The following is a 14727-nucleotide window of genomic DNA, read 5'->3' as shown; positions in this document are numbered from 1 at the left end:
CTCTTCGAGGCGCCCCGGAACGACCATGGAGGCGAGTGCCGGGCTCACCACCCCAGCCATTCCGGCTTGCGCGGCAGCTCGACGGTCTTGACCTTCTCGAGCTTGATCGTGCCCTTGGCCATGAGGTCGTTCAGGTCGCCATCGGTCGAACCGGAGACCTTGGTGCGATAGAGATCGACCTTGAGGGTGCCGCGATGGTCCTTGTCGGTCCAGGTTGAGGGATTGCAGACGCCGTCCATGCCGGCCGGCACCCAGTCCTTCTTCTGGTAGAAGCCCTTGGCGACGTTCGCACCGGTGGCACCTCCGTTCTTGGCGGCCCAGTCGAGCGCTTCCCTGGTGTAGAGCGCGCTACAGATGCCTGCGATATAGTGCACCGGGCGATAGGCCTTGCCGCTCGCATCCGATATTTTCGAGATTTCCATCACCGTCTTCATGCCTGGCGCGTTGCCGCCCCAGGTCACGGCCGTGCGCAGTGGGAAGACGACGCCGTCGGCGGCGTCAGCCGCGGTCTTGGCGGCGTTCTCGTCCATGCCCCAGACATTGCCAAGGAACTGCACGTCCACGCCGGCGGCCTTACAGGCCTTGAGCACGGAGATGTTCGAGGCTGCGGTGTTGCCGAGATAGGCGTAGTTGGCGCCGGAGCTCTTCAGGCTGAGGCATTGCGCGGAGTAATCGCCGGGCGTCAGCGCGAACACGATCGGCGGCAGCACTTCGAAGCCGAGCTCATTGGCGATCGCCTCGCCGGCGGCCTTCGGTGCGTTCGGGTAGGGATGATTGCCGCCCATATGGACGAATTTCGGCTTGCCGCTCTTGCCCTTGGTCTTCCAGTCTTCCGCCGCCCAGGTCACCAATGCCCGCATCGCGTCCGAATAGCTCGGGCCGTAGAAGAAATTATAGGGCGCGGGTTTGGCCTTGCCGCTCACGCCTTCCGGATCGGTCAGCGCCGCAGCGTAGGAGGCGGAGATATAGGGAATCTTGTCCTGCGCGACAAAGCCGGTCAGCGCTTCGGTGTCGGCGGTACCCCAGCCCATGATCGCGGCAACCTTGCCATCCGGCGCCGACCATTTCTTGTAGAGCGCGATCGCGCGCGGCACCTGATAGCCGTAGTCGTTGGTATCGAGGTTGACCTGCTTGCCGCCGACGCCGCCGTTCTTGTTGATCCAGGCAAAGGTGTCGGCAACGGCCTGGCCGTAAGGCGTGCCGACGTCCGACGTCGCACCGGAATAGTCGGCGAGATGGCCGACGGCGATCTGGGCCTGCGCACTGGCCGCAAAACCAGCGATCGCAAACGCGAGCGACGCGGTGCTCAAAAGCGATTTTGTCTTCATGGGTTGGTTCCTCCTGTTATCGTTTAAGTGAAGTTGCCGTGCTCAATGCGAGAACGGGTAGAGTTTCCAATAGGCCTTGATCTGCCGCCAGCGGTGCGCGATTCCGTCCGGTTCGAACATCAGGAACGCGATGATGATGAGCCCGATCGCGATCTCGCGCAGGAAGGTGATGTTGGTGTTGAGCGACAGCGCCTTGTCGATGGCGCCGCCCTTCAGCTGCAGGCTGATCCATTCCATCGATTCCGGCAGCAGCACCACGAAGGCGGTTCCCATCAGCGTGCCCATGATCGAGCCGGTGCCGCCGATGATGATCATAGCGAGGAACAGGATCGAGCGCTCGATACCGAAACCCTCCTGGGAGACAACGAGCTGATAGTGCGCATAGAGCGCGCCGGCGATGCCGGCGAAGAAGGCGGCAAGGCCGAACGACAATGTGCGGTACTTGGTGAGGTTGATGCCCATGATCTCGGCTGAGAGATAATGGTCGCGGATGGCCACCAGCGCGCGGCCGTCGCGGGTGCGCATGAGGTTTGTGACGAGGATGTAGCTTGCCAGCACATAGGCCAGCACGACGTAAAAATACTGCCTGTCGCCGCGCAGCGTGTAGCCGAAGATCGAGAGCGGCTCGGCGCTCGCCGGCACCGATCCGCCCGAGAACCACTCGGCGCGGGAGAAGAAGTCGAGCAGGATGTATTGCGCGGCCAGCGTCGCGATGACGAGGTAGAGGCCTTTCAGCCGCGCCGCCGGGATGCCGAAGATCAGGCCGACCAGCGCGGTCACGACGCCCGCGAGCGGAATCGCGAAGAACACCGGGATCGGCGCGTTGTTGGAGATGTAGGCCGAGGTGAAGGCGCCGAGCAGGAAGAAGGCGGCATGCCCGATCGAGATCTGGCCGGTGAAGCCGACCAGGATGTTGAGGCCGAGCGCCGCGATCGAGAAGATGCCGATCTGGATCAGGATGCTGAGCCAGTAGCCGCTGAAGAGTTGCGGCGCGAGGCACAGCAGCAGCACGCCGGCGATCGCGAAGTTGCGGCTGGTGGTGGTCGGGAAGATCGTGGTGTCGGCCGCATAGGAAGTGCGGAAGTCACCAGCGGGGATGAGGGCAGGGCCAGCCATGGGTCAGATCCGCTCGATGTCGTGGGTGCCGAACAGGCCGTAGGGCTTGATCATCAGCACGATGATGAGGACGTAGAAGGGCGCGATCTCGTAGAGATTGCCCCAGTGCAGATACTCGCTGTCGACATATTGGGCGACGTTCTCGAGCAGCCCGATGATGATGCCGCCGAGCACGGCGCCGCCGACGGAATCGAGCCCGCCGAGGATCGCCGCCGGAAACACCTTGATGCCGTAGGCGGCAAGGCCCGAGGAGACACCGTTGACGACGGCGACGACGACGCCGGCAACGGCCGATACCGTCGCCGAGATCGCCCAGGCCATCGCGAACACGCTCTTGACGGAGATACCGAGCGACTGCGCGACCTGCTGGTTGAACGCGGTGGCGCGCATGGCGAGGCCGTACTTCGAAGCACGGAAGAACCAGGCCATGCCGATCATCATCGCGACCGAGACCACGAGACTCATGACATAGACGGTCTGGATCTGGAGGCCGAACAGGCTGACCGACTGGCTCTCGAACACGCGCGGGAACGGCTGCGGGTTGACGCCGAACATCCATTTCAGCGTCGCCTGCAGCACGGTGGAGAGGCCGATCGTCACCATGATCACAGAGATGATCGGCTCGCCGATCATCGGCCGCAGGATCAGGACCTGAATTGCGATGCCGAACACGAACATGAACACCAGCGTGATCGGCATGCCGATCCAGAACGGCACCTGGTATTTGGCGAGCAGCGCCCAGCACACCCAGGCGCCGACCAGCAGCAATTCACCTTGCGCGAAATTGACGACCTGCGTCGCCTTGTAGATCAGCACGAACGACATCGCGACCACGCCATAGAGCGTGCCGACCACGAGGCCGTTGACCAGGAGCTGGATGAGGAAGGCGGTGTTCATGTCGGTTGACCCAACTCGTCATTGCCGGGCTTGACCCGGCAATCCATCGATGTGGAAGGAAGACTGTTCGGAAGAGGATGGATGCGCGGGTCAAGCCCGCGCATGACGACCATTTGTGTCACTCCGCAGCCTCCGCCATGTGTCCGTGTCCGCCAAGATCCACCACGCGCAGCGTCGTGCGCACCCTCTGCGTGGTGCCGTCCTGGAAGCGGATCACGGTGTCGACGGGGATGTCGGCATCGCCGCGGTAGATCGCGTCGATGATGCCTTCGTACTTCTCGTTGATGACGCCGCGGCGCACCTTTCTCGTGCGGGTGAGCTCACCGTCGTCGGCGTCGAGCTCCTTGTAGAGCAGCAGGAAGCGCGAGATGCGCTGGGCTGGCGGCAGCGTGGTGTTGACGGTCTCGACTTCCTTCTGCAGCAGCGCATAGACCTCGGGACGCGAAGCGAGGTCGCTGTAGGTCGTGAAGGAGAGGCGGTTCTTCTCCGCCCATTTCGAGATGATGGAGTAGCGGATGCAGATCATCGCCGCGAGCGCGTTACGGCCGGCGCCCAGCACCACGGCCTCCGCGATATAGGGCGAGAATTTCAGCTTGTTCTCGATGAATTGCGGCGAGAAGCGCTCGCCGCGCGAGGTCTCGGCGAGATCCTTGATGCGGTCGATGACGACGAGCTGGCGGTTGGCGTTGAAATAGCCGGCATCGCCCGAAAGCATCCAGCCGTCCTTGATGTCGGCAACGCTGGCCTCGGGGTTCTTGTAGTAGCCGAGGAACATGTTGGGATGCCGCACCACGATCTCGCCGACGCCGTGGACGTCGGCATTGTCGATGCGGATCTCGACGCTGTCGGCCATCGGCACGCCGGTCGTGTCAGGATCGACCTTGCCCTCGGGATGCAGCGTATAGGCACCCAGCAGCTCGGTCTGGCCGTAGAGCGTGCGCAGCGGTACGCCCATGGCCTGGAAGAACTTGAAGGTATCGGGCCCCAGCGCCGCGCCGCCGGTGGCGGCCGAGCGCAGGCGGGTGAAGCCGAGGCGGTCGCGCAGCGCGCGGAACAGGATCGTGTCAGCAAAGCCTGAGCGCTTGCCCTGCTCGAGCGCGGCGAGGCCCGACTTCATGCCGATGTCGAACAGACGCTGTTTGAAAGGCGTCGCATCCATCACCTTGGCGCGGACGTCGGCGGCGATGGACTCCCAGACCCGCGGGGCAAAGAGCACGAAGGTCGGCGCGATCTCGCGCAGATCGTTCATCATCGTGTCGGGCTCTTCGACGAAGTTGATCTTCATCCGGCAGAGCAGGCCTTTGCCGAGCACGTAGACCTGCTCCATGATCCAGGGCAGCGGCAGCACCGAGACATATTCGTCGTCCGGCCCCTTCGGATCGAAGGCGAGATAGGTCGCGCAATGGCCGAGTACGCGGCCGGCGGCGAGCATCGCGAGTTTGGGATGCGAGGTGGTGCCGGAGGTGGTGCAGAGGATCGCGACATCCTCGCCCTTGGTGGCATCGACCAGCTTGTCGTAAAGCTCCGGCTCGCGCGCGGCGCGGGCGCGGCCGAGCTCGGCAAACTTCTCCGCCGACATCAGGCGCGGATCGTCATACTTCCGCATGCCGCGCGGATCGGAATAGATGATGTGCTTCAGCTTCGGGACGCGGTCAGCGAGCGTGAGCAGTTTGTCGACCTGCTCCTCGTCCTCGGCGAAGACGAGCTGCGCCTCGCCATAATTGAGGAGATAGGAGGCCTCCTCATCCAGCACGTCGCGATAGAGCCCGAGGCTCAATCCGCCGATGGCATGCGTTGCGACTTCCGCCGCGACCCAGTCCGGCCGGTTGTCGCCGATGATGCCGATGACGTCACTGCGACCAAGCCCGAGCTCGATGAGGCCGAGCGCGAAATCGCGCACCCGCCTCTGGTAGTCGTTCCAGGTGAAGATGCGCCACAGCCCGAGATCCTTCTCACGCAGCGCGATCTCGTTGCCGTGCTCCTTCGCATTGAGCCGGAGCATCTTGGGATAGGTATCGGCCTGCGCGACGCGGCCTGCATAATCCATCATGCCGCGCTCTCCTGCGTCGGCGCGGCATCGTCGGGATCGACCAGCACCTCGTCCTCTTCACCGAGATAGGCGCGCCTGACGTGGGGATCGGCCAGCACTGCCGCGGGATCGCCCTCGGCGATCTTCTTGCCGAAATCCAGCACCATGACGCGATGGGAGATGTCCATCACCACGCCCATGTCGTGCTCGATCATCACCACCGTCATCCCGAACTCCTCGTTGAGATCGACGATGTAGCGGGCCATGTCCTCCTTCTCCTCGAAATTCATGCCGGCCATCGGCTCGTCGAGGAGGATGAGGCGCGGCTCCAGCGCCATGGCGCGGGCGAGCTCCACGCGCTTGCGCAGACCGTAGGAGAGGGTGCCGGCGGTCGCCTTGCGCACCGACTGCAGGTCGAGGAAGTCGATGATCTCCTCCACCTTGCGGCGGTGCTCGAGCTCTTCCTTGCGTGCGCCGGTGAGCCAGTACAGCGAGCCCGTGAGGAAGTTGTTCTTCAGGAGGTGATGGCGGCCGACCATGATGTTGTCGAGCACGCTCATGTGGTGGAACAGCGCGAGGTTCTGGAAGGTGCGGCCGATACCGAGCGAAGCGCGGGCATTCGGCGTCAGGCCGGTGATATCGCGATCGCCATAGAACAGCTGGCCTTCGGTCGGCTTGTAGCGACCGGAAATACAGTTCACGATCGAGGTCTTGCCGGCGCCGTTGGGGCCGATGATCGAGAACAGTTCGCCTTCCTTGATGGCGAAGCTGACATCGGTCAGCGCACGGACGCCGCCGAATCGCAGGGACACGCCGCGCACTTCGAGACTGGTAGCCACCAAACAAATCCCTCCCGGTGATGGCGCATTCTGCGGCGCTCTTCGTCGGTTCTGTCGGGCGATCCTAATACGGCCGTGCCGGACAGACCATGCAGCTATTGGTCTCGACCGGACGGTCGCCACTTTCGTTCCCGTTTGGGATCAAAAGCCGCATCACCCGAGGTGGCTCTCAATAAGGGAAAGCGCTATTTTGAAATGTCTCCGGCCTGACAATTCTGCGACAAAGTTTTTCGGACCGAGGCGGCCTTCATCTTTCGTCGGATGGCGGCCGGAATGATGATGTTGCGATGCAGCATAAGAACGGAGTGACGACACGGTGCGGCTGACTTCGGGATCATGATTTCAGAGGATCATCTGAAGCGCGTTGCCGCCTGGTCGCGCGAGCTCACGCAAGCGGAGATCGAGGTCGCCCGCGCCGGAATCACGGAGCGGTCCTACGGCACCGGCGAGACCGTGTTCATGCGAGGCGACAATTTCGACTATTGGGCCGGCATGGTCTTCGGCCTCGCCCGGATGGGCGGGGTGTCGCGCGACGGCAAGGAGACCAGCCTTGCCGGGCTGACGGCGGGGGCCTGGTTCGGCGAGGGCAGCGTGCTCAAGAACGAGCCGCGCCGCTACGACGTGGTGGCGCTGCGCAACAGCCGCGTCGCGCTGATGGAGCGCAGCGCGTTCATGTGGCTGTTCGAGAACAGCGTCGGCTTCAATCGCTTCCTGGTGCGCCAGCTCAATGAGCGGCTCGGCCAGTTCATCGGCATGCTCGAAGTCAACCGCACGCTCGATGCCACATCGCGCCTTGCCCGCAGCATCGCCTCGCTGTTCAACCCGATCCTCTATCCGGAATCGACGGCGCACCTCGAGATCACCCAGGAGGAGATCGGCGCTCTCTCCGGCATGTCGCGCCAGAACGCCAACCGCGCGCTGAACCGGCTGGAGAAGGAGGGGCTGCTGCGCCTGGAATATGGCGGCGTCACCATCCTCAATGTCGAGCGGCTGCGCGGGTATGGGGATTAGGCGCGCCGGCGCCGAGCGCGGTCATATAGTTTTCATCTTGCTGTGGCCCTAAGGGCTGGCGGGCTCGGGGGAGCGGAGCGATCGCAGCATGTGGGTACGTTGGCAAAAATTTGCCGCGCGGCTTTTCGGTTCCCTGTTTCTCGCGAGCGTCGTCGTGTCGCCCTGCCGGGCGGGTCCGCAAGACATGCTGACGCTGATGCAGCGCATTACGTCGCTGGCGAAGGAGGGCCGCTATGGCGAGGCGGTTGGCCTTGCGCGCAAGCTTGTCAGCGAGGCCGAGAAAGGCACGGGGCGACAGTCGCCTCTGACCGCAACCACGCTTGTGGTGCTGGGCCAAGCACTGCAGGCCCAAGGCGAGACGGCCGAGGCCGAAACCGTGCTGCGGCGGGCGCTTGCGATTCGCGACAAGAGCCTCGGCCCCAATCATCCTGATGTCGCGGCCGTGCTTGCCACGCTCGGACAGATCGAGCTGGGCCAGAACCGGCTTGGCGAGGCCGAGCGGGACATGTCGCGGGCCATCGCCATCGACGAGAGCGTGCTGGGCCCCGACCATCTCACAACGGCGCTGGCGCGCATACAGCTCGGCAATCTCCGCCACCGCCAGATGAAGGAGACGGAGGCGCTCGACATGTTCAATCGCGCGCTGGATGTCCTCAGGAAGTCGCCGGGTCAGGCCGACATCATGATCCCGGTGACGCTGAACAACATCGCCGAAGTCTATCGGGCGCAAGGCCGGTTGCCGGAGGCCGAAGCAAACTTTGCCGAAGCGCTCACGCTGCAGGAAAAGCAGCACGGCCCCGACAGCATCTATCTGACCGCGACGCTCAACAATCTCGGTGAGCTCCGACGCGTGCAGGGGCGGCTTCAAGACGCCGAGCAGCTGGCCCGCCGGGCTATGGCCATCAGGGAAAAGTCACTCGGGCCCGATCATCCCGACGTCGCCGCTAGTCTGAACAATCTTGCCCTGGTGTTTTCGCGCGAGGGCCGGGATGCGGAGGCTGAGGGGCTGCTGACACGGGCGCTCGCAATTCAGGAAAAGACTTTTGGAGCGGCGCATCCGAACGTGGCGACGGCGCTGAACAATCTTGCGCAGGCCTGGACGCATCTCAATCGCAAGCAGGAGGCCGAGCAGCTCTTCCGCAAATCGCTCGCCATTCGCGAGAAGGCCCTCGGTCCTGGTCATCTCGACGTTGCGATCGCTCTCGATAATCTGGTGACGCTGATGGGCGAGGGCGATCGATACGCCGAGGCTGAACCGTTCGCGCGCCGGTCGCTCGCCATACGTGAAGCCGCGCTCGGCCAATCTCACCCGCTGGTCGCAAACAGCCTCAACAATCTGGCTGTCGTTCTGGACAGCACCGGCCGGACGCAGGAGGCCGAGCCACTCTTGAAACGTGCGCTGGATATCCGCCTGCGTTCTCTCGGCGAGCAGCATCCGGACGTCGCCAACGGCTTTGCCAATCTCGGCGCCCATTTCCTCGATTTGAAGGATTGGCCGCAGGCCCGCGATGCGTTCGCGCGTGCGGTGGCGATCCGGAACGGCCGCCGTGCCGCGGAGTTCGGCGAGGAGAGCCGCAGCGACCTCAAGGCCCATGAGGACACCAATCCATATCCGGGGTTGATCGCCGCCACCTACAATCTCGCGAGCGCCGCCAGTGACGAGCAGAAGGGTGCATTGCGATCGCAGGCGTTCGAGGCGGCACAGTGGATCGGTGACGAGCAGGCCGCGCGCGCGATCGCCGGGATGTCGGCCCGCGTCGCGGATGGCCGCGGGGACCTCGCGACCCGCGTCCGTGAGCGCCAGGATCTGGGTGCACAAGCGGTGGCGACCGACAAGATGCTGGTGGCGGCGATCTCGCAAGCCAACGTCGCGCGCAATGCAAGCGCGGAGCAGGCGCTTCGTGCCCGTGCCTCGGCTATCGCAGGTCAGATCCGGGAATTGGACCGCATGATCGCCGCCCGGTTTCCGGACTATGCGGCGCTGGTGACCAAGGCGCCGATCTCGATCGAGGACGTCCAGAAGCAGCTTCGTCCCAATGAGGCGATGTTGCTGTTCACGACGACGTCGCGTGCCACTTATGTCTGGACGGTGACCCGCTCGGATGTGCGTTGGCATGCGGCTGACCTTGGCGAGAGGCAGCTCAACGAGGCCATCGGCGCCCTGCGCTGCGGTCTCGACGCGGAGGCATGGCTGGACAAGGCATCCACATGTCCTCAGAAACTCGGCCGCAAGACTCCGCTGGGCGCAGACGAGCCGTTGCCGTTCGATCAGGAGCGCGCCTTTGCACTTTATCAAGCCCTGCTCGGCCCGGTCGCGCGCGACATCGATGGCAAGGAACTGATCCTGGTGCCGTCAGGCCCGCTGGCGGCGCTGCCTTTCCAGGTCTTGCTGACGGACCGGCCGGTGGCAGGTGGAGACCTCACGAAGGCGCCCTGGCTGGTCAAGCGATTTGCGACGATCGTCTTGCCCTCCGTCTCCAGCCTCAAGGCGCTACGCCAGGTCGCGCGCGGGAGCGCGGCGCCGAAACCGTTTCTCGGCGTCGGCAATCCTACGCTCGACGGAGATGGTCGCAGCGAAGTCGCGGTCGCGCGCGCCAAACTGGCGCGCCAGATCCAGACCTGCGCCGCCATCCCGACGCAAGCGACCCAGGCCGCGCAAAGGTGCGTGCCGTCGATGCGCTATCGGGCGGCACGGCGGACATCGCGCAGCTCAGGCGCCAGATGCCGCTGCCGGAAACCGCGCTCGAATTGTGCGCGGTGGCCAATACCTTCGCGCCCCTCAAAGGCGATGTCGTCCTCGCCAATGATGCGTCCGAGACGAGGATGAAGACGCTCAGCCAGAGCGGCGATCTCGCAAAATATCGCATCCTGCATTTCGCGACACATGGGGCGCTTGCGGGGCAGGTGCGTGGATCGATCGAGCCAGGGCTCATCCTCAGCCCGCCCGCGGCGCCGACCTCCACCGATGACGGCTATCTTTCATCGTCGGAAATTTCGGGCCTCAGGCTCGACGCCGACTGGATCATCCTGTCGGCCTGCAACACGGCCGGCGGCCAGGCGGCCAATTCCGAGGCCTTCTCTGGTCTTGCGCGCGCGTTCTTTTATGCCGGCACGCGCGCGCTGCTGGTCTCGCACTGGGCGGTCAGCTCCGATGCTGCGGTTGCCATCACCACCGGCACGATCGATGCCATCAATGCGCATCCCGACATCGGCCGCGCGGAGGCGCTGCGCCGCTCGATCTCGGCCCTGATTGCGAAAGGCGGCGAGAATGCGCAGCCCGGCATCTGGGCGCCGTTCGTGCTCGTGGGCAATGCCGCGATGTAGCCGCCTCCCGCATCAACGCGCCGTGGCCGGCTTCCGCTCCGCCAGCGCACTCGCCATCGCCGAGATCAGTGGACGCATGAAATAGGCCTCATCCGCCGGCGAGACGTCGGTGCGCAGGCCGTGCGCGGCGAGTTCGCCGGAGACTGCCGGGCCTACTGATGCGATCAGTGTGCGTTCGAGGCCTGCGCGCAGCTTCTCCTCGCTGCCATGCGCCTTGGCGGCTTCGATCAGGCGGCGGACCTGGCCGAGATTGGTCAGGGCGATGGAGTCGATCCGTCCCTCCGCCATGTCGTCGATGGCGGCGACGATGTTGGCATCCGCGGCCTTGGAATCGTAGACATAGGGCAGCACGGTGTCGACCTCGGCACCTTGTGCCGAGAGCGCGCCGGTCAGCGCGCTGTGGTCCTTGTCCGGATAGAGCTGCAGGCCGAGGCGGTGCCCCTTCAGGTCGAGCCTGCCCAGCATCTCGATCACGCCCTCGGTGGTCGGTTTCTCCGTGGTCTGCTGCGCCTCGAGCGAGATCTCGCGCAGCGCCTTGCCGGGCTTCGGCCCGCGGGTGAATTTTCGCGACCTGGCGAGGGAGGTGACGAAGGCCTGATCGAGCCCGCGGGCGCGCGCGAGCTTCATGATCCGCCGCAGGCCTTCGCCGGTCATCAGCACGAGGTCATCGAAGGGCCTGTCGATGGCGCGGCGGATCCAGGCCTCGACCGGGGTGGGGTCCGGTGCATCCTGGATGGTGAACATCGGGCATTGCACGACCTCGGCGCCTTGCTCGGCCAGAAGCTTCGAAAACTGCGCCTCCTCGCGTGTTTCCAGGATCAGGATGCGGGTGCCGTTCAAGCGGTCGGCCATGGGCGTGCTCCGGTCGTAAATCGCAATGGTACGTTCATCCTGACTCTGCGCCCGGGATTGGCGCAAGGCCAGGGTCGGTGCTAGAGCAGGGCGCAAATCGCGGGATGTTCCGCGGCCGTTGCACAAACCTTCATCAAGAGCCATGCCCGACCATCAATATGTCCTGACCCTGTCCTGTCCGGATCGCCCCGGCATCGTCTCGGCGGTGTCGACCTTCCTGGCCCATAACGGACAGAACATTCTCGACGCCCAGCAGTTCGACGACGTCGAGACCAAGAAGTTCTTCATGCGCGTGGTGTTCACCGCGGCCGATCTCGCCGTCGAGCTCGCGGCGCTCCAGACCGGCTTTGCCGCGATCGCCGAGCGGTTCGGCATGGAGTGGCAGATGCGCGACCGCGCAGCGCATCGCAAGGTGATGCTGCTGGTCTCCAAGTCCGACCATTGCCTGGTCGACATTCTCTACCGCTGGCGCATCGGCGAGCTGCCGATGGTTCCGACCGCGATCGTCTCCAACCATCCGCGCGAGGTCTATGCGGGGCTCGATTTCGGCGGCATCCCGTTCCACCATTTGCCCGTCACCAAGGAGACCAAGCGGGAGCAGGAGGCGCAGATCATGGACCTCGTCGGCAAGACGAAGACCGATCTGGTGGTGCTCGCCCGCTACATGCAGATCCTGTCCGACGATCTCTCGGCAAAGCTCTCGGGACGCTGCATCAACATCCACCACTCGTTCCTGCCCGGCTTCAAGGGCGCAAAACCCTATCACCAGGCGCACGAGCGTGGGGTGAAGCTGATCGGCGCCACCGCGCATTACGTCACGCGTGATCTCGACGAAGGCCCGATCATCGACCAGGACGTCGAGCGCATCAGCCATCGCGACACGCCGGAAGATCTCGTGCGCAAGGGCCGCGACATCGAACGCCGCGTGCTGGCGCGCGCGATCCGCTACCATCTCGACGACCGCGTCATCCTCAACGGCCGCAAGGCCGTGGTGTTCGTGGATTAGGGCACCGTCATTCCGGGGCGCCTCGAAGAGGCGAATCCGGAATCTCGAGATTCCGGGTCTGGTCCTTCGGACCATCCCGGAATGACGATTGTCTTTCAGCGTACCGCGCCAGCCGACGTCGTCCCCGTCGCGCCCTTTTGCGCCTGCTCTTCCTTCTCGCGGTCGGCCGCCGGCATCAGCCGCTTGCGCTCGCGCTCCTTCATGTAGGCGTCGTATTGCGCCGTGCCCGGCCGCGGCGGGGCGTCCGCCGGAAGGCCGCCGGCCCATTGCGGGACGTAGTCGCCCATGCCGGCCGAGAGTTTCTCGTTGACCGTGCCGCAGCCTGCAAGGTTGGAGGCGAGCAGGACGACTGCAGCAGCGATCGAAAGCGAACGGGAGCGCATGGACATCTTCTAGGTCGTGCCCGATCGGGCGCGGGATGAGGCGACGCCGGATGGCGTCAGCGGCGAACTATAGCCCTCAACATCTAAAATTGGCCTATTCGAGGGTCAGTGATGATGTATACAAAAAGGTATTATAATAAGCCAATTTAGCCTTTGAATGGGCAAATTTAGCTGATACGGTATACATTACGTATTCAACGACGTGCTCGTTCGGTGAGCGTCATCAAGTGGCTCCACCGCGAAGCACGTGAGATGTCCAGATTCTGCAAATGAGAGGCGGAATCCTCCATCTACGGTGTCGTGCGGCCTTCTTAAAATGGCGCATCAACAACCATCGCCCAACCGGCCAGCGCCACGAGGGGCTTTTTCGTTGACAGGACCATTTTATTTGTACAATCGTACAAATCTCTCCCTGCCGACGTTGAGGCAGATCACGCGGCTTGCGCCGAATGGTCGCCCAACGTTCGATTGACAACGGGGTTGCAGAGGACGCCATGTGGCCGCACGGCATGGCTTGTCCGTAAGTGAAGCGCGGCAAGGACCGGGCACTCGGTCCGGCTCACAAGAGGTCAGGAATGAAGGGGAGGGACATCTGATGTTCGAACGCAAGATTTTTTCACGCGCCGCGGCGGTCGCTGCCATCGCGGGCCTCGCGGCCGTCGCGCCCGCCAAGGCGGAAGACACGGTCAAGGTCGGTCTGATCCTGCCGATGACCGGCGGCCAGGCCTCGACCGGCAAGCAGATCGAGAACGCGATCAAGCTCTACATGCAGCAGAAGGGCGACACCGTCGCCGGCAAGAAGGTCGAGATCATCCTCAAGGATGACGCTGCGATTCCCGACAAGACCAAGACCGCCGCACAGGAGCTGATCGTCAACGACAAGGTCAATTTCATCGCCGGCTTCGGCGTGACGCCGGCCGCGCTCGCGGCGGCTCCGCTGGCGACGCAAGCCAAGATTCCGGAAGTCGTGATGGCGGCCGGTACCTCGATCATCACCGAGCGCTCGCCCTATATCGTGCGCACCAGTTTCACGCTGGCGCAGTCCTCGACCATCATCGCCGACTGGGCGGTGAAGAACGGCATCAAGAAGGTGGCGACGCTGACCTCGGACTACGCGCCGGGCAATGACGCGCTGAACTTCTTCAAGCAGAATTTCACCGCCGGCGGCGGCGAGGTGGTCGAAGAGGTCAAGACGCCGCTGGCCAATCCCGACTTCGCGCCGTTCCTGCAGCGCATGAAGGATGCCAAGCCCGACGCGATCTTCGTGTTCGTGCCGGCGGGCCAGGGCGGCAACTTCATGAAGCAGTATGCCGAGCGCGGCCTCGACAAGGCCGGCATCAAGGTGATCGGGCCGGGCGACGTCACCGACGACGACCTGCTCAACAACATGGGCGACGCCGTGCTCGGCACCGTCACCGCGCATCTCTATTCCGCGGCGCATCCGTCCGCGATGAACAAGGACTTCGTCGCGGCCTACAAGAAGGCCTTCGGCAACCGTCCCGGCTTCATGGCGGTGAGCGGCTATGACGGCATCCACCTGATCTACGAGGCGCTGAAGAAGACCGGTGGCGACACCGACGGCACCAAGCTGGTCGAGGCGATGAAGGGCCAGAAGTGGGAGAGCCCGCGCGGTCCGATCTCGATCGACCCCGAGACCCGCGACATCGTGCAGAACATCTACATCCGCAAGGTCGAGAAGGTCGACGGCGAGCTCTACAATGTCGAGTTCGCGACCTTCGAGGCCGTCAAGGATCTCGGCAAGACGAAGAAATAAGGACGTGTTGTTTGCGTGGAGCGCGCCACGAACTCGCTGCACCTCTCCCGCTTGCGGGAGAGGTCGGCGCAAAGCGCTGGGTGAGGGCTCTCTCCTCGTTGGGAATCTCTCTGTGGAGAGACCCTCTCCCCAACCCTCTCCCGCAAGCGGGAGAGGGAGCGCAACTCC

The 14727-nt window shown here is 64.0% G+C and carries 11 protein-coding genes and 1 pseudogene; 5 read left to right on the top strand and 7 right to left on the bottom strand.

What is annotated here, in order from left to right:
• Nucleotides 1-44 precede the first annotated feature (44 nt).
• The 5 genes from ACVJ19_RS37500 to ACVJ19_RS37480 all read right to left on the bottom strand — a co-directional run bounded on the left by ACVJ19_RS37500 (nucleotide 45) and on the right by ACVJ19_RS37480 (nucleotide 6209).
• On the bottom strand, nucleotides 45-1328 hold the full coding sequence (locus ACVJ19_RS37500; RefSeq protein ID WP_456739497.1) for an ABC transporter substrate-binding protein: 1284 nt from the start codon (nucleotides 1326-1328) through the stop codon (nucleotides 45-47).
• Nucleotides 1329-1370: 42 nt separating this feature from the next.
• A complete protein-coding gene (locus ACVJ19_RS37495) occupies nucleotides 1371-2444 on the bottom strand; it encodes a branched-chain amino acid ABC transporter permease (RefSeq protein ID WP_453954058.1) in 1074 nt (357 codons plus the stop codon).
• A gap of 3 nt (nucleotides 2445-2447) precedes the next feature.
• Nucleotides 2448-3341, bottom strand: a complete 894-nt coding sequence (locus ACVJ19_RS37490) for a branched-chain amino acid ABC transporter permease (RefSeq protein ID WP_028181436.1) — start codon at nucleotides 3339-3341, stop codon at nucleotides 2448-2450.
• Between the two features lie 118 nt (nucleotides 3342-3459).
• The gene (locus ACVJ19_RS37485; RefSeq protein ID WP_453954057.1) at nucleotides 3460-5391 is read right to left on the bottom strand and encodes an AMP-binding protein; all 1932 of its coding nucleotides are present in this window, start codon (nucleotides 5389-5391) and stop codon (nucleotides 3460-3462) included.
• A complete protein-coding gene (locus ACVJ19_RS37480; RefSeq protein ID WP_453954056.1) occupies nucleotides 5388-6209 on the bottom strand; it encodes an ABC transporter ATP-binding protein in 822 nt (273 codons plus the stop codon). The genes ACVJ19_RS37485 and ACVJ19_RS37480 overlap by 4 nt, the downstream gene beginning before the upstream one ends.
• Before the next feature lie 336 nt (nucleotides 6210-6545).
• Here ACVJ19_RS37480 and ACVJ19_RS37475 point away from each other — a divergent pair, with 336 nt between their 5' ends.
• The 3 genes and pseudogenes from ACVJ19_RS37475 (at nucleotide 6546) to ACVJ19_RS37465 (ending at nucleotide 10544) form a co-directional block, all read left to right on the top strand.
• The gene (locus ACVJ19_RS37475) at nucleotides 6546-7220 is read left to right on the top strand and encodes a Crp/Fnr family transcriptional regulator (protein WP_212342782.1); all 675 of its coding nucleotides are present in this window, start codon (nucleotides 6546-6548) and stop codon (nucleotides 7218-7220) included.
• A gap of 88 nt (nucleotides 7221-7308) precedes the next feature.
• Nucleotides 7309-8745, top strand: a pseudogene (locus ACVJ19_RS37470) (tetratricopeptide repeat protein); the annotation flags it as partial.
• A gap of 662 nt (nucleotides 8746-9407) precedes the next feature.
• Nucleotides 9408-10544 carry a CHAT domain-containing protein gene (locus ACVJ19_RS37465; RefSeq protein ID WP_453955283.1) on the top strand — a complete coding sequence of 379 codons (1137 nt, stop codon included), beginning with the start codon at nucleotides 9408-9410 and terminating at the stop codon, nucleotides 10542-10544.
• 12 nt (nucleotides 10545-10556) lie between these two features.
• Here ACVJ19_RS37465 and ACVJ19_RS37460 read toward each other — a convergent pair whose 3' ends face one another.
• A complete protein-coding gene (locus tag ACVJ19_RS37460) occupies nucleotides 10557-11396 on the bottom strand; it encodes a uroporphyrinogen-III synthase (protein ID WP_453954055.1) in 840 nt (279 codons plus the stop codon).
• A gap of 142 nt (nucleotides 11397-11538) precedes the next feature.
• Between ACVJ19_RS37460 and purU the strand changes: the two genes are divergently transcribed.
• The gene (purU, locus tag ACVJ19_RS37455; RefSeq protein WP_453954054.1) at nucleotides 11539-12402 is read left to right on the top strand and encodes a formyltetrahydrofolate deformylase; all 864 of its coding nucleotides are present in this window, start codon (nucleotides 11539-11541) and stop codon (nucleotides 12400-12402) included.
• Nucleotides 12403-12497: 95 nt separating this feature from the next.
• Here the strand turns inward: purU and ACVJ19_RS37450 are convergent, their stop codons facing one another.
• A complete protein-coding gene (locus tag ACVJ19_RS37450; RefSeq protein ID WP_453954053.1) occupies nucleotides 12498-12791 on the bottom strand; it encodes a hypothetical protein in 294 nt (97 codons plus the stop codon).
• Nucleotides 12792-13380: 589 nt separating this feature from the next.
• Between ACVJ19_RS37450 and ACVJ19_RS37445 the strand changes: the two genes are divergently transcribed.
• Nucleotides 13381-14559: an ABC transporter substrate-binding protein gene (locus tag ACVJ19_RS37445; protein ID WP_453954052.1), complete on the top strand. Its 1179-nt coding sequence runs from the start codon at nucleotides 13381-13383 to the stop codon at nucleotides 14557-14559.
• Nucleotides 14560-14727 lie beyond the last annotated feature (168 nt).

The sequence above is a fragment of the Bradyrhizobium sp. USDA 376 genome, from assembly GCF_054063675.1.
The sequence above is the reverse complement of the archived record's forward strand: the minus strand, read 5'-3'. Positions and strand labels throughout refer to the sequence as shown.